Raw genomic sequence first — 16,037 nt, 5'->3', positions numbered from 1 at the left:
GCCACCCCGCCCCGCCACGACCCGAAGGTCGTGACCGCGCTGCGCCGGTTCGCCATCTCGATCTCGGTGCTCAACGTCTTCGGCTACACCGTGCTGGGCTTCGAACAGCCCTGGCTGTGGCCCTTCATCGCCCTGATCACCGCCTACACGCTGGAGATCTCCCTCGAAGCGATCAGCGCCCACTTCGAGGGGCGCACCGCCCGCTTCCGCGGCAACGGCAGGCGCGGCCTGATCGAGTTCCTCTTCCCCGCGCACATCACCGCCCTCGCGGTGAACATGCTGACCTACGTCAACGACAAGGTGTGGGTCATGGTGTTCGGCGTCATCGTCGCCGTCGGCGCCAAGTGGGTGCTGCGCGCCCCGGTCCGCGGCCGGATGCGCCACTACATGAACCCGTCCAACTTCGGCATCGCCGTCATCCTCGTCCTCTTCCCGTGGGCGAGCATCGCGCCGCCGTACCACTTCACGGAGTACGTCGACGGCCCGATCGACTGGCTCGTCCCGGCGATCATCCTGACCCTCGGCACCATGCTCAACGCCAAGCTCACCAACCGCATGTGGCTGATCGGCGCATGGGTGATCGGCTACGCGCTCCAGGCCGTCGTCCGCGGCATCCTCTTCGACACCTCCATCCCCGCGGCGCTCGGCATGATGACCGGTGTGGCGTTCGTGCTCTTCACGAACTACATGGTCACCGACCCCGGCACCTCGCCGTCCAAGCCCGTCGCCCAGGTCGCCTTCGGCGGCGGCGTCGCCGCGGCCTACGGGGTCCTCACCGCCGTCCACATCGCGTACGGCATCTTCTTCGCCACCGCGATCGTCTGCCTCATCCGCGGCGGCTACCACTGGGCGGTCCACTTCAACGCCAAGCGCACCGCCGCCGCGAAGGCATCCGTCAGCGTCGCCCCGGCCCAGGGCCCGGCCGCCGCCGACCCCGTCGACCGGGAAAAGGTCGTGGTCACCGCATGAACAGAATCGCCATCGTCGGCATGGCCTGCCGATACCCCGACGCCACCAGCCCCGCCGAACTCTGGGACAACGCGGTGGCCGGACGGCGCGCCTTCCGCCGGCTGCCCGACGCCCGCATGCGCCTGGACGACTACTGGGACGCCGACCCGGCCGCCCCCGACCGCTTCTACGCCCGCACCGCGGCCGTGCTGGAGGGGTACGAGTTCGACCGGGTCGGCCACCGGATCGCCGGCAGCACCTACCGCTCCACCGACCTCACCCACTGGCTCGCCCTGGACACCGCCGCCCGGGCCCTCGCCGACGCCGGATTCCCGGTCGGCGAGGGACTGCCCCGGGAACGCACCGGGGTCGTCGTCGGCAACACCCTCACCGGGGAGTTCGCCCGCGCCAACGTCATGCGGCTGCGCTGGCCCTACGTGCGGCGGGTGATGGCCGCCGCGCTCCGGGGACAGGACTGGGACGAGGGCCGTGTCGCGGACTTCCTGGCCGACGTCGAGACCGCGTACAAAAGCCCCTTCCCCGACATCGACGAGGACTCCCTCGCCGGCGGCCTGTCCAACACCATCGCCGGCCGGATCTGCAACCACTTCGACCTGAACGGCGGCGGCTACACCGTCGACGGGGCGTGCTCCTCCTCGCTGCTGTCCGTCACCACCGCCGCGACCTCGCTGCTCGGCGGCGATCTGGACGTGGCCGTCGCGGGCGGGGTCGACCTGTCCATCGACCCGTTCGAGATCATCGGCTTCGCGAAGACGGGCGCCCTCGCACGCAAGGAGATGCGCCTGTACGACCGGGGCTCCAACGGCTTCTGGCCCGGCGAGGGCTGCGGCATGGTCGTGCTCATGCGGGAGGAGGACGCGCTCGCCGGCAACCACCGCGTCTACGCGACGATCGCCGGCTGGGGCATCTCCTCCGACGGCCAGGGCGGCATCACCCGGCCCGAGATCGGCGGATACCGGCTCGCCCTGCGCCGCGCCTACGAACGCGCCGGGTTCGGCATCGACACCGTCCCGCTGTTCGAGGGCCACGGCACCGGCACCGCCGTCGGCGACGCCACCGAACTCGGCGCCCTGACGCAGGAGCGGGCCGCCGCCGGTTCCGGAGGCCTTGCGGCCATCAGCTCCATCAAGGGCATGATCGGCCACACCAAGGCCGCCGCCGGGGTCGCCGGGCTCATCAAGGCGGCCATGGCCGTCGACACCCGCACCCTGCCGCCGGCCATCGGCTGCGTGGACCCGCACGAACTGCTCACCGCGGACGACGCGAACCTGCGCGTCCTGCGCAAGGCCGAGACCTGGCCCGACGCCCCCCGCCGGGCTGGCGTCACCGCCATGGGCTTCGGCGGCATCAACACCCATGTCGTCCTCGACGAACCCGCCGCCCGGCGGCGCACCGCCCCCAACCGCCGCCTGGCCAACCTCGCCCACTCGCTCCAGGACAGCGAACTCCTGCTGTTCGACGCGCCCACCGCACCGGACCTGCGGGCCCGGCTGCTGGAGGTCGCCGAGTTCGCCGGCCGGGTCTCCTACGCCCAGCTCGCGGACCTCGCCGCCACCCTGCGCGGCGAGCTGCGCGGCGCCGCCCACCGCGCGGCGGCCGTCGTCACCTCGCCCGAGGACGCCGAACGGCAACTGCGCCGACTGGCCGGGGAACTGGAGAACGGCGCCACCACCCGCCTCCCCGCCGACGGCCGCGCCTTCCTCGGGCACGCCACGACCCGCGGCCGGATCGGGTTCCTCTTCCCCGGCCAGGGCTCCGGACGCACCACCGGCGGCGGCGCGCTGGCCCGCCGCTTCCCGGAGGTGGCCGAGGTCCACACCGCGGCGGCACTGCCCGCCGACGGCGACATGGTCGCCACCGACATCGCCCAGCCGCGCATCGTCACCGGCTCCACGGCGGGGCTGCGCGCCCTGGACCTGCTCGGCATCGAGGCCACCGTCGCCCTGGGACACAGCCTCGGCGAACTCTCCGCCCTGCACTGGGCCGGATCGTTCGACGAGCGCACCCTGCTGGAGGCCGCCCGGGTACGGGGGGCCGCGATGGCCGAGCACAGCGCCTCGGGCACCATGGCGTCGCTGACCGCGACCGCCGCCCGCGCCGCCGAACTGGTCGACGGCCTGGCCGTCGTCGTCGCCGGCCACAACGGGCCGGAGCGGACCGTCGTCGCCGGCCCGGTGGCCGACATCGAGGAGACCGGCCGCCGCGCCGACGCGGCGGGCATCGGCTTCACCCGGCTCGCGGTCTCCCACGCCTTCCACTCCCCGCTGGTCGCCCCCGCCGCCGAGTCCTTCGGCGCGTGGCTGGCCGACGCGCCCCTCGTGCCGCCGCGCGGCCGGGTCGTCTCCACCGTCACCGGGACGGAACTCGACGGCGCCACCGACCCCAAGGCCCTGCTGCGCCGCCAGATCACCGACCCCGTGCTGTTCACCCAGGCCGTCCGGGCCGCGGCCGCGGACGTCGACCTGTTCGTCGAGGTCGGGCCGGGCCGGGTCCTCACCTCACTGGCCACCGCCGCCACCGGCGTCCCCGCCGTCGCCCTGGACACCGACGACGAGTCGCTGCGCGGGCTGCTGCGGGTCGTCGCCGCCGCGTTCGTGCTGAACGCGCCGGTCGCGCATGAACGCCTCTTCCACGAGCGGCTGATCCGGCCGCTGAAGGTCGGCGAGGAGTTCTCCTTCCTCACCAGCCCGTGCGAGCAGGCGCCGGAGATCACCCTTCCGGCCGCCCGGCCGTCGGACGCGCCCGGGACCACGGGCGGGCCCGCCACGCGCCCGGCCCCCGGCGCCGCCGCTTCGGCCGCCGCCGGATCCGCCACAGGGTCCGCGACCGCCGCCGTGAACGGCACGGGCGGCCTCGCCACCATCACCGCGGCGCCCCCCGTCACCGAGGGGGCCGGCGCCCTCGACGTGCTGCGCGCCCTCGTGGCCGAGCGCGCCGAACTGCCCGCCGACCTCGTCGACGACAGCACCCATCTCCTCGACGACCTCCACATGAGCTCCATCACCGTCGGCCAGATCGTCAACCAGGCGGCCACCGGCCTCGGCATCGCCGCCTCCCGCATCCCCACCAACTTCGCCACCGCCACGGTCGGTCAACTCGCCGAGACCCTCGACGCGTTGACCGGATCCGGGGACACCGGCGCGCCGGCCGACCTGGTCACCGGCGCCGCCCCCTGGGCCCGCCCGTTCGCCGTGGACCTCGACGAGGCCGCCCCGCCCCGGGACACCGGCGGCGCGGACGGCCCGGCCGGCGCCTGGGAGCTGTACGCCCCCGGCGACACCGCCCACGCCGAGCCGCTGCGCCGGGCCCTCGAAGCGGCGGGGACCGGCTCCGGGGTACTGGTGTGCCTGCCGGACGCCTGCACCCGGGCGGACGTCGACACCGCGCTCAGCGCGGCCAAGGCGGCCGTCGCCGGCGACCGCGACCGCAGGTTCGTCCTCGTCCAGCACGGGCGGGGCGCCGCCGGGCTCGCCAAGACCCTCCACCTGGAAGCCCCCCATCTGCGCACCACCGTCGTCCACACCCCGCCCGGGCCCGAGCTCGTCGAACGCGTCGTGGCCGAGGTCAGGGCCACCACCCGGTTCACCGAGGCGCACTACGACGGGCAGGGCACGCGCCGGGTGCCCACCCTGCGCGCCCTGCCCGTCGCACCCCGGCGCACCGACCGCCCGCTGGACGCCTCGGACGTCCTGCTGGTGACCGGCGGCGGCAAGGGCATCTCGGCCGAATGCGCCCTGGCCGTCGCCCTGGACAGCGGGGCCGGGCTGGCCGTGCTGGGCCGCTCCGACCCCGCCGCCGACCGGGAACTCGCCGACAACCTCGAACGGATGGCCGACAGCGGCGTCACCGTCCACTACGCGCGGGCCGACGTCACCGACGCCGGCCAGGTCGAACGCGCCGTCGCGGAACTCACCGGCGCCCTCGGACCCATCACCGCCCTGATGCACGGCGCGGGCCGCAACGTGCCCGCCGCGCTGACCGCGCTCGACGCCGACGCGTTCCGCGACACCTTCGCCCCCAAGGTCGACGGGCTGCGCAACGTGCTCGACGCCCTCGACCCCGGCCGGCTCAAGCTGCTGGTCGCCTTCGGCAGCATCATCGGCCGCGCCGGGCTGCGCGGCGAGGCCCACTACGCCACCGCCAACGAATGGCTCGCGGACCTCGCCGAGGACGTCGCCCGGACCCACCCGCACATCCGGGTGCGCTGCATGGAGTGGTCCGTGTGGTCCGGCGTCGGCATGGGCGAGCGGCTCTCGGTCGTCGAGACCCTGACCCGCGAGGGCATCGTCCCCGTCTCGCCGGACCAGGGCGTGGAGATCCTGCTGCGCCTGGTCTCCGACCCGGACGCGCCCGTCACCACCGTCATCAGCGGCCGCACCGAGGGCATCGGCACCGTGCGGCGCGACCTGCCCGCCCTGCCGCTGCTGCGCTTCATCGGCAACCCGCTGGTCCGCTACCACGGCGTCGAACTCGTCACGGAGGTCGAACTCAACGCCGGCACGGACCCGTACCTCGCCGACCACCTCCTCGACGGCAACCTCCTCATGCCGGCCGTCCTCGGCATGGAGGCGATGACCCAGGTCGCGTCCGCGCTGCTGGGCACGGACACCACACCGGTCATCGAGGACGCCGCGTTCCTGCGGCCCGTCGTCGTCCCCCCGGACGGCAGCACCCGCATCCGGATCGCCGCGACCGTCACCGCGCCCGGCACGGCAGCCGTCGCCGTCCACGTCGAGGACACCGGATTCGCCGCCGAGCACTTCCGGGCGCGGCTGGTCTTCCCGGACACCCCGGACGCCCCGGTCGCCGACGGGGCGCCGCACCAGGTCGAGGCCGACGTGCCGCCCGTCGCCCTGGACCCGGCGACGGACCTGTACGGCGGCGTGCTGTTCCAGGGCGCCCGCTTCCAGCGCCTGCGCCGCTTCCACCGGGCCGCCGCCCGGCACGTGGACGCCGACGTGGCCGTCCGGACCGGGCCCGGCGACTGGTTCGCGGGGTTCCTCCCCGGCACCCTGCTGCTGGCCGACCCGGGCATGCGCGACGCCCTCATGCACGGCAACCAGGTGTGCGTTCCCGACGCCACGCTGCTGCCGTCCGGGGTGGAGCGCATCCAGCCGCTCGCCGCCCGCGGCGACCTGCCCGGGGCGCTGCGCTACAGCGCCGTCGAACGCTCCCGGGACGGCGACGTCTACGTCTACGACATCGTGGTCCGCGACGCCGACGGCACACCGGTGGAACGCTGGGACGGGCTCACCCTGCACGCCGTGCGCAAGACCGACGGGGCGGGCCCCTGGGTGGCCCCGCTGCTGGGCCCGTACCTGGAGCGCGCCCTGGAGGAGGTCACCGGGGCGCGGGTGGCCGTCGCCGTGCACCCGCACGGCGGGCAGCCCGCCGGATCGGTCGGGGAACGCCGCGCCCACACCCGGATCGCGGCCGCCCAGGCCGCCGGGGCGCCCGTGACCGTGCGCCACCGCCCCGACGGGCGGCCGGAGCTGGACTCCGGGCGGCGCCTGTCGGCCTCGCACGGCCTCGGGGTGACCCTGGCCGCCGTCGCGGACACCGCGGTCGCCTGCGACATCGAGGCGGTCTGCATGCGCACCGCCGAGGAGTGGGACGCCCTGCTGGGCGAGCACGCCGCCGCGGCCGCACTGGTCGCCCGGCAGACCGGCGAGGCCCCGGACACCGCGGCCACCCGGGTGTGGAGCGCCGCCGAATGCCTCAGGAAGGCGGGCATCCTCTCCGGCGCCCGGCTGACGGTCGAGCCCGGCCGCAAGGACGCCTGGGTGGTGCTCGCCGCCGGCGGCCTGCGGATCGCGACCTTCGTCACCGCGCTGCGCAACGCCCTGGAACCGGCCGTCTTCGCCTTCCTGACGCTTCCCGAGACGCACGACGAAGGGCGGTCCTAGACCATGTCGGAAGACTACTTCGAGTACCAGCACACCGTGGGGTTCGAGGACACCAACCTCGTCGGCAACGTGTACTACGTCAACTACCTGCGCTGGCAGGGGCGTTGCCGGGAACTGTTCCTCAAGCGGAAGGCTCCCGAGGTCCTCGCGGACATCCAGGACGACCTGAAGCTGTTCACCCTGAAGGTCGACTGCGAGTTCTTCGCCGAGATCACCGCCTTCGACGAGCTCTCCATCCGGATGCGGCTGTCCGAACTCGGCCAGACCCAGCTGGAGTTCACCTTCGACTACGTCAAGGTGGCCGGGGACGGCGGGGAGACCCTGGTGGCCCGGGGACGCCAGCGCATCGCCTGCATGCGGGGGCCGAACACCGCCACGGTGCCCTCGCTCATCCCCGAGGCCCTGGCCCGCGCCCTGGAGCCGTACGCGGCGAACGGCCGGCAGCTGACCGGGCGGCCGGCATGACCGCGCCGGACGCGCCCGGGGAACCGGCCCCGGCGCCGGGCGCGCACCAGGCCCGGGCGGGCACGGGCGGGGGGACGCGGCGGCTGCGCCGGGCCTTCGGCTCCTTCGCCACGGGCGTGACGGTGGTGACCGTGGGCGGCGCCGTCCCACGGGGGATGACGGCAAACTCCTTCACCTCCGTCTCCCTCGACCCGCCGCTCGTCCTGGTCTGCGTCGCCAAGGAGGCGCGCATGCACGACAGCCTCGCCGCGGCCCCCGCCTTCACCGTCTCGGTGCTGGGCGCGGACCAGGAGCACGTGGCCCGGCACTTCGCCGACCGTTCCCGGCCGCTGGGCGCCGGCCAGTTCGACGCCGTCGACTGGTTCCCGGGGCCCACGGCCGGCGCCCCGGTCCTCGCCGGCGCCGCGGCGCACTTCGAGTGCCGTCCGTGGCGCACCTACGACGGCGGCGACCACACCATTCACGTCGGCAGGGTCCTGTCCTGGGACGAGAGCCCGGATCCGGGCGCCCTGCTGTTCCACCACGGCCGCCTCGGGCGGCTCGACCGGCGTCTGGAGGCCGTCGCATGACGATCAGGGCGGCGTCGCCGCCGTTGTGGGCCCTGCCCGGGCTGCTGCGCAAGCTGGCGGTGGACCGGCTGGGGATGATGCGCGACGCCGCCGAACTCGACGACGTCGTACGGGTCTCCATGGGCCCCAAGAAGATGTTCATCTTCAACCACCCCGACCACGCCAAGCACGTCCTGGCGGACAACAGCGACAACTACCACAAGGGCATCGGCCTCGTGCAGGCCCGGCGCATCCTGGGGGACGGGCTGCTCACCAGCGAGGGCGACATCTGGCGCGCCCAGCGCAGAACGGTCCAGCCCGCGTTCAAGCCGGGCCGCATCGCGGAGCAGGCGGACATCGTCGCCGAGGAGGCGGCCGGACTGGTGGCCGGGCTCGCGGCGGCCGAGGGCGGCCCCGCCGTGGACGTCCTGCACGAGGTCACCGGCCTCACGCTGGGCGTCCTGGGCCGCACCCTGCTCGACTCCGATCTCTCCGCCCACGACTCGATCGCCCACGCCTTCGAGGCCGTTCAGGACCAGGCCATGTTCGAGATGGTCACGCAGGACCTGGTCCCGGACTGGGTCCCGCTGGCGAGGCGGCGCCGCTTCCGCGGGGCCGAGGCGGAACTCGGCCGCGTCGTCGAGCACCTGGTCGCACGGCGCGCGGAACGGATGCGCACGGCCGGGGAGGGCGACGACGCCCTGTCCCGGATGATCGTGGCGGCGTCCCGCGCGAAGGACCCGCGAGCGGGCCGCAAGCGGCTGAAGGAGGAGCTGATCACCCTGCTCCTGGCCGGCCACGAGACGACCGCGAGCACCCTCGGCTGGACCCTGCACCTGCTGGAACGCCACCCCGGCGTACGCGACCGGGTGCGGGAGGAAGCCCGCCGGGTCCTGGGGGACCGGCTGCCCGGCATGGACGACCTGCACCGTCTCACGTACACCACGCAGGTCGTGCAGGAGGCGATGCGGCTGTATCCGCCGGTGTGGATCCTGCCGCGGATCGCCCAGGCCGACGACGAGGTCGGGGGACACCGGGTGCCCGCCGGCGCCGACGTCCTCGTCTGCCCGTACACCCTGCACCGCCATCCCCGGCTGTGGGAGGAGCCGGAACGGTTCGACCCCGACCGCTTCGACGTGCAGCGGGTCGCCCGCAGACCGCGTTACGCGTACATCCCGTTCGGGGCCGGCCCGCGCTTCTGCGTCGGCAGCAACCTCGGCATGATGGAGGCGGTGTTCGTGACGGCGCTGATCACCCGTGACCTGGACCTGCGGGCCGTGGCCGGGCACGCGGCCGTCGCCGAGCCCATGATGTCCCTGCGCCTGGGCGGCGGCCTGCCGATGACGGTCGCCCGGGCCCGGTAGGCGGCGTCGCGCCGGGGTCGCGAGGGGGTCGGACACCGTTCCGGCCCCCTTCCGCCGTGTCCGGGTCGTGCGGTCCTGACGCGGCCCCGTGCGGCTGGCGCGGGGCGGTCGCCGCGGTGGCGGTTAGCTGGCGATCGCCTCCATCGCGGCGGTGCGCATGTTCAGCAGCGCCATGAGGACCGGCGGGTCCAGCGCGTCGAGCGGGCGCAGGGTGATGTCCGCCGGCAGCAGGAGCGTCTCGGCGTCCGCGGTGACCGGTCCGTAGTGGCCGACCGACACGGCCTCGGCGTCGGCCGTCCCGGAGGGGGAGTCCTCGGCCCCGTACGGCACGGAGTGGACCAGGACATGCCAGGTGCCTTCGGGGACGTCCCGCACCTCGAAGACGCCGGGTCCGTCCAGGACCAGGCAGCGGGCGGGCCTTCCCTGCGGGACGGGTTTGGGGAAGAGCCCCACGAAGCAGTAGCCCGGGCTGCGGTCCTGCGGCAGGTGCACCCGTCCCCGCAGGATGGTGCCGACGGAGGAGGCGAGGTCCAGGGCCTCCAGCTCGGAGGCGAAGCCGCCCAGTTCCCGGAACATGCTGGGGGACACCCCCACGCAGGACTTGAAGCGGGAGCTGAAGGTGCCGACGCTGCTGTATCCGACCTGGCTGCTGATGTCGGCGACGCTGAACTCGGTCTCCATGAGAAGGCGTTTCGCCTCCTGGAGGCGCAGCGCGGAGAGGAAGCGTCCCGGCGACGTCCCGGTGACGTCGCGGAAGATCCGGGTGAAATGGAACTTGCTGAACATGGCGGTACGGGCCATGTCGTCGATGGTGATTTCCTGACTCAGGTTGACGTGCATGTCGTCGATCACCCGGCGTACGGCCCGCTCGATAGACGTGGTGGTCACCGTTGTCTCCTGGTTGATGGATGGTTTGTCAATGTCGAGATTCCGAAGTCGCGTTCGGTCTCGATGGGGCCGACCGATCGCTGAACCGTCGTCGGGACAAATCCTCGGCGAACCTTTTCCAGGTGTCGGAACATTGCAGAGCGAGTTCCGCCACCGTGTCCGTGCTGTGGGACGGTACGGCTGCCGCCACGCTTCGCCAGGCGTCGTCCGTCACGAAATGCGTGTGGATCCAGCGGACGAAGGCGCGGCCGTTCTCGGAATGCCGGAGCGAGGGATCGCTGGCGAGTTTGCGCAGTGTTTCGAACGAGGCCCGGGTGCGGACCGGCTGCACCGGGACCTCCGGCCGGCGCGCGGGGCCCGGCCCGTCGCGGGGCGGGGCGGCGGGCGGCGGCCCGGGGGCGGGGTGCGCGGCCGCCGGCGCCATGCCCCGGGACCCGGCCGGCCGGTCGGCGGCGCGGCGGCCCGCCGGCACCGGCGTCTCGCCGCGCAGCAGCCGCTGGCGTACGTCGTGGGCCGTGCCCAGCGATAACCCGGTGCGCGCGACGATGGCCCGTAACGGCAGGTCGGGGCTGTTGGCGATGAGTTCTGCGGCGTGCAGGCGCTCGGCGGTGCGGTCCAGCGGGTGGGCCTTGCCGTCGCTGCCCACGCGCACGTTCACGCGCGGAGAATCCCCGGTTGAACGACGCACCGCGGCCACGGTCTTGGCGTCCAGGCCGACACACGAGGAGATGGCCCGGTCCGAGAGCTTCGGGTGTGAGGCGAGAATGCGGACCGCCGCCGCCTTCCGCTCGGTCCCCGACAGCGGCAGACCGTGCGCCACATTGGCGGCGACCGCCCTGAGGAACAGTTCCGCCTCGGCGCCGTCGAAATAGTGGACCTCGACCGTGTCCCGCCCGAGTCGTTCCGCCGCGGCGATCCTGTGCATTCCGTCGATCACGCGCCGGGTGGAGCGGTGGACGAGAATCGGGGGCAGCGTCTCGTATATCTCGCAGAGCCGCTGCACATGGTCGTCGTCCAGACCGTTGAGACGTGGCGAATCCGCCGGAAGAAGGCTGTCGACCCTGACCCTGTCAGTGAAATGGGCGGGCAGTTGAAGGGTTCTGTCGGTGTTCTCCAACGTTCTCCCCCGTGTGTTCAAGGCGGCTTGTCCAGGTGTTCCGAATTCCGCGTCGGAACGTCTGACCGGGCGTTCTCTCTACACGTTCAACGGAAGCGTACCGGCCGCTCTGTTTCTTCTTGAAACTCTGCGCGCGCGATGTCTCGACTCTGGTTAGTTGCTTGAAAGGACTCGGCGCGTTCGCTGAACTCACCTGCTTAGTTGCTTGAAAAGACTCAACAGTCCTAGCTTTCTTACGTGCCGATCGGCACCCCACGAACCTCACTCACGGAGGCCGAGTTGCCGGACATCGACGTACGAGAGGAACCGCGGAACGACGCACGGCGGAAACCGCGGAACGGCGCACCGGAGAACGCCGGACCGGAGTCCCGGACGGACGTCCGCGCGGCTCGCGAGGACCGGGCGGCCGGTCGCGAGGAGCGGGCGGACGACGCGGAGACGCAGACGCTGGAGGCGTACGCGGACACCATCGTCCCCGGCGAGAAGCGCTGGCCCGGGGACCGGGCCGTCGCCGGCGCGGCCGAGGGCGGGGGAGCCGTCGCGGCGGGCGCGCTTGAGCTGCTGCGCTGGGACGCCACCGGAATCTCCGAGGGCCTCGACGAGCTCGCCCGGCTGGTCAACGACCACGCCCAGGTCTACGCCATGGAACAGGGCATCGACCTGGACGCCGGCGTTCCGCCCTTCGTGGCCCTGGAGTTCGCGGACCGTACCGCGCTCGTCCAGCGGCTGACCCGGCCCGGCCACCCGGAGAAGGACTTCTGGGTGCTGCTGTCCCTCTTCTGCAACATGGCCTTCGACTCGGCCGCCCATCTGCACACCGCCGAAGCGCTGCGGGACGGACACCCGGGACTCGCCGCGATGGGCATCACCCAGCCCGACGCCGACGGCCTGTGGCGCTTCCGTTCCTTCGGCTACGGCCGCCCCCTCGCCCGCCTCCACCCCGCCACCACGCCATCAGGGAGCCCGGCATGAGCAGCGCGAGCGCCGTCGAGCGCACCGACGTCCTGGTCATCGGCAGTGGGTTCGGCGGCGCGATCGCCGCCTACCACCTGGCCGCCGGGGGCGCCCGGGTCACCGTCCTGGAACGCGGACCGTGGCTGAAGAGCCAGGACTTCGAGCATGACTACAAACTCGGCTCCTCCTACACCAGGGCCTTCGACTTCGTCGTCGGGGACGGGATGAGCGTGCTGGGCGGCAACTGCGTCGGCGGCGGCAGCGTCGTCTACTTCGCCGCGATGCCCAGGGCCCCCCGGTTCGTCTTCGACCGGCACGGCAGCATCGGCCGCCGGATGTGGCCCGAGGCGGTCAGCCGGGACACCCTCGAACCCTGGTACGACCGCATCGAGGAGTCCCTCTCGGTCACCAAGCAGCAGTGGAGCGACGTCAGCTACGCCGGCGGCCTGTGGGCCGCGGCCTGCGATCACGCCGGCCGCACCGCCAACCCGCTCGCCGTCGCCATCGACAACTCGCGGTGCACCAACTGCAACTGGATGATGGCCGGCTGCCGCTTCGAGGCCAAGCAGTCCCTGACCGCCAACTACCTTCCGGCGGCCGTCGCCCACGGCGCCGAGATCCGCCCCCTGCACGAGGTGCAGTACCTCTCGCGCACCTCGGACGGCGCCTACCGGGTGCACTACAACATCGTCGACGACGAGGACTACCGCCTCCAGTCCGGGGGCGGCGTCATCGAGGCCGAGATCGTGGTCATGGCCGCCGGAGCCGGCGCCACCCCGGTGATCCTGCAGCGCAGCGCGGCCCACCTCGGCGCCATGCCGCACGCGGTCGGCCGCTACTTCTCCGGCAACGGGGAACGCCTCAACACGGCCATCCTCAACGAGGACAAGGTCGCCGAGATCCTCGGACTGAGCCGGGGCGACGGCCTGGCCTACGCGGCCAACCAGATCGGCAAGGGCCCCACCGTCGCCAGCTGGGACCGGCTGGACGGCTCCCTGCCCGAGTACTCCCGCTACTCGCTGGAACAGCTCTACTTCCCGCCCGGCCTGGGCACGATCCTCGCCCAGGCGCCCGACGCCCACGGACCCACCTGGTTCGGGACGGAGAAGAAGGAGATCCTCAAGCGCTGGAAGTCCTGGCTGACCATCTTCTCCATGACGGAGGACGACAACGAGGGCGTCTTCGGCCCGCCGCCGGCCACCGGCAACGCGCACCGCATCTCCCAGCAGATGCTGGGCCGCGGCAGCCTCAGGTACGTGCCCACGAAGAACACCCTGCACGGATGGGCCCAGTCCGACGCCGAGGTCAAGGAGATCATGGAGAAGGACGGGCTCGCCAAGGTGATGCCCTGGACCAACGACCTGGTCGGCGCGTACACCGTGCACCCGCTGGCGTCCTGCCGGATGGGCGACGACCCGCGCACCTCGGCCCTCGACGACCGCAACGAACTGCGCGACCACCCGGGCATCTTCGTCACCGACGGCTCCGCGGTCCCCGGCGCGCTCACCGTGAACCCGGCCATGACCATCGCCGCCCTCGCGGAACGCGCCGTCCCCGGCATCGTCCAAGCCGCCCAGCGCAGGGGAGTGGCCGTCACCTACGGGGCGCCCGCGCCCGACGGCTCCCGCAGCGGCCGCCGCAAGGTCCTGCCCCTGGTCCCGGCCCTGACCGGTGCCTGAACCACGACGCCGGGCACGCGGGAAGGACCTGACGCCCGCCGGCGCCGACGCCCCGTGGGTTGCTTCACACCACTTCGCACGGCCGGCCTCTCGCCGGGCGAGTCGCTTCATGGAACCAGCTGTTCGCCCAGTGAGTTGCTTCACGAAACCAGAAGTCCGCGAGCGGCCCGACCGGCCCGCCACCCCGAGGAGGTGACCTCCATGCGCACCCTGATCAGAGCGGCCCTGCGCCAGTCGCTGGGCGACATCCGCCACATCACCCCCGTCACCCCGGCCGCCGCCCGTGGACCCGTCGCACGCGTCTACCACGAGGCCGAGCGCGACTTCGGCCTCCTCGCACCGCCCCTGGTGCTGCACTCGCCCGAGCCCGCGGCCCTCGCCGCGAGCTGGCTGCTGCTCCGCGAAACTCTCCTGGCCCCGGGCCATGTCGACCGGGCCCTCAAGGAGACCGTCGCCACCGCCGTGTCACGGGCCAACGCCTGCCCCTACTGCGTCGAGATCCACCAGGCCAAACTCGACACCCTGCCCGCCGTCCCCGAAGGCGACCGCGCCGCCGTCCTCGCCTGGTTCGCCGGCGACCCCGGCCGGGTGGCGGACCGCGACGTCCCCGAACTCGCCGCCGTCGCCACCGCTTTCCACTACCTCAACCGCATGGTCGGGCTGTTCCTGCCCGCCTCACCGCTGCCGGAACGGGCCCCCGGGCCCGCCCGCGACCCCCTGCTGCGCATGGTCGCCCGCGCCATGCGCCCGGCGGCCCGCGCCGGGCTGCGGCCCGCCGCCTCCCTCGACCTGCTGCCCCCGGCCACGCTGCCGCCGGACCTCGCCTGGGCGGCGGAGCGCCCCGGCATCGCCGGAGCGCTGTCCCGCTCGCTCGCCGCGCTCGACGCGGCCGTCGGCCCCTGGCTGGCGGAACCGGTCCGGCACACCGTGGACCGGCACGTCGAACGGCACGACGGCGCCGCGCCCGGTCCGGGCCGCGCCTGGCTCACCGAGGCACTCGCCCCGCTCCCGCCCGGACAACGCCCGCCGGCCGCCCTCGCCCTGCTCATCGCGCTCGCGCCGTACCGCGTCACGGACGACGACGTCCGGGCCTTCCGGACCGTGTTCCCCTCCGACCGCCACCTCGTCGCACTCACCTCATGGGCCGCGCTGCGCGCCGCCCGCCACCTCGGAACCCGCCTCGCAGTCCCCGCCCTCCAGGGCCCGACCACCAGGAGCTGACCATGACCGCCACCACCGTCGCCCAGACCCCCGGCAGCGACCTCGTCCAGGCGTTCGACGCCGTGCTCAAGGACCTCGCCACCGACATCGAGGAGACCGCGCGCCTCGTCCAGGACCTCGACGAGGCCGGCTGGGCCGCCCCGACCCCGGCCCCCGGCTGGAGCGTCGCCGACCAGATCGCCCACCTGACGTTCATCTTCCATCTCGCGGGCACCGCCGCGTCCGACCCGGCGGCCTTCAAGGCCATCGCGGCGGGCGCCGCCCACGACTTCAACGGGGCGGTCAACGCCGCCCTGGAGCAGTTCAACGCCTTCCCGCCCGCCGCGCTGCTGGCCCGCTTCCGCGCCCTGGGCGGCAAGTCCGTCGAGGCCCTCGCCTCCGTCCCCGCGAACGAGGTCGTCCCGTGGCTGGTCAACCCGCTGCCGCCGGCCGTGCTGGCCTCCGCGGGCATCATGGAGCTCTTCGGCCACGGCCAGGACATCGCCGACGCGCTCGGCGCACGGCGCGAGCCGACCGACCGGCTGCGGCACCTCGTCGGGTTCGCGGTCCTCACCCGCGACTTCGGCTACCTCTCCCGCGGCCTCACCCCGCCGGCCGAGCCCTTCCGCTTCGAACTCACCGCGCCCTCCGGGGAGATCTGGGCCTTCGGCCCCGAGGACGCCGCCCAGCGGATCACCGGGCCCGCCCACGACTTCTGCCTCCTGGTCACCCGCCGGCGCCACCGTGACGACCTCGCGCTCACCGCGACCGGCGCCGACGCCGACCACTGGCTCGGCATCGCCCAGGCCTACCGCGGCCCCGCGGGCGAGGGCCGCAGGCCCGGCCAGTTCGCCCACCACCACTGAGATGCGCCCGCGCCCGAGCCCGGGACCAGCTCCGGGACCAGGCCCCGTCGCCCCGTACCGCCCTCGCCCCCGCCCCGGCCA

The 16,037-nt window shown here is 73.5% G+C and carries 11 protein-coding genes; 9 read left to right on the top strand and 2 right to left on the bottom strand.

Annotated features, from left to right (window positions below; all coding sequences use genetic code 11):
- Positions 1 to 30: 30 nt before the first annotated feature.
- The 5 genes from WA762_RS16765 to WA762_RS16745 are packed head-to-tail and all read left to right on the top strand — an operon-like array spanning position 31 to position 9,252.
- Entirely contained in the window at positions 31 to 969 is a 939-nt protein-coding gene (locus tag WA762_RS16765) for an enediyne biosynthesis protein (RefSeq protein ID WP_335936594.1), read from the top strand.
- Positions 966 to 6,875, top strand: a complete 5,910-nt coding sequence (locus WA762_RS16760) for a type I polyketide synthase (protein ID WP_335936534.1) — start codon at positions 966 to 968, stop codon at positions 6,873 to 6,875. Before WA762_RS16765 ends, WA762_RS16760 begins: the two co-directional genes overlap by 4 nt.
- A gap of 3 nt (positions 6,876 to 6,878) precedes the next feature.
- Positions 6,879 to 7,340, top strand: a complete 462-nt coding sequence (locus WA762_RS16755) for an acyl-CoA thioesterase (protein ID WP_335936533.1) — start codon at positions 6,879 to 6,881, stop codon at positions 7,338 to 7,340.
- Positions 7,337 to 7,909: a flavin reductase family protein gene (locus WA762_RS16750; RefSeq protein WP_335936532.1), complete on the top strand. Its 573-nt coding sequence runs from the start codon at positions 7,337 to 7,339 to the stop codon at positions 7,907 to 7,909. Before WA762_RS16755 ends, WA762_RS16750 begins: the two co-directional genes overlap by 4 nt.
- Entirely contained in the window at positions 7,906 to 9,252 is a 1,347-nt protein-coding gene (locus WA762_RS16745; RefSeq protein ID WP_335936531.1) for a cytochrome P450, read from the top strand. The genes WA762_RS16750 and WA762_RS16745 overlap by 4 nt, the downstream gene beginning before the upstream one ends.
- 123 nt (positions 9,253 to 9,375) lie before the next feature.
- Here the strand turns inward: WA762_RS16745 and WA762_RS16740 are convergent, their stop codons facing one another.
- Together WA762_RS16740 and WA762_RS16735 are read right to left on the bottom strand one after the other, a co-directional pair.
- Complete coding sequence (locus WA762_RS16740; RefSeq protein WP_335936530.1) at positions 9,376 to 10,140, bottom strand: AraC family transcriptional regulator; 765 nt, start codon at positions 10,138 to 10,140, stop codon at positions 9,376 to 9,378.
- A gap of 28 nt (positions 10,141 to 10,168) precedes the next feature.
- A complete protein-coding gene (locus tag WA762_RS16735; protein ID WP_335936529.1) occupies positions 10,169 to 11,257 on the bottom strand; it encodes a ParB/RepB/Spo0J family partition protein in 1,089 nt (362 codons plus the stop codon).
- A 447-nt stretch (positions 11,258 to 11,704) separates the two neighbouring features.
- Here WA762_RS16735 and WA762_RS16730 point away from each other — a divergent pair, with 447 nt between their 5' ends.
- From WA762_RS16730 to WA762_RS16715, 4 genes are all read left to right on the top strand, one after another.
- A complete protein-coding gene (locus WA762_RS16730; RefSeq protein ID WP_335936593.1) occupies positions 11,705 to 12,229 on the top strand; it encodes a DUF5987 family protein in 525 nt (174 codons plus the stop codon).
- Entirely contained in the window at positions 12,226 to 13,890 is a 1,665-nt protein-coding gene (locus tag WA762_RS16725; protein WP_335936528.1) for a GMC family oxidoreductase, read from the top strand. The genes WA762_RS16730 and WA762_RS16725 overlap by 4 nt, the downstream gene beginning before the upstream one ends.
- A gap of 201 nt (positions 13,891 to 14,091) precedes the next feature.
- The gene (locus WA762_RS16720; protein ID WP_335936527.1) at positions 14,092 to 15,111 is read left to right on the top strand and encodes a carboxymuconolactone decarboxylase family protein; all 1,020 of its coding nucleotides are present in this window, start codon (positions 14,092 to 14,094) and stop codon (positions 15,109 to 15,111) included.
- 2 nt (positions 15,112 to 15,113) lie between these two features.
- Positions 15,114 to 15,956 (top strand): TIGR03084 family metal-binding protein, encoded by an 843-nt coding sequence (locus tag WA762_RS16715; RefSeq protein WP_335936526.1) that lies wholly within the window; start codon positions 15,114 to 15,116, stop codon positions 15,954 to 15,956.
- Positions 15,957 to 16,037: the final 81 nt, after the last annotated feature.

Origin of the sequence: Streptomyces tyrfis, from assembly GCF_037034285.1 — a bacterium.
In the GTDB taxonomy this organism is placed as follows: Bacteria; Actinomycetota; Actinomycetes; order Streptomycetales; family Streptomycetaceae; genus Streptomyces.
The sequence above is the reverse complement of the archived record's forward strand: the minus strand, read 5'-3'. Positions and strand labels throughout refer to the sequence as shown.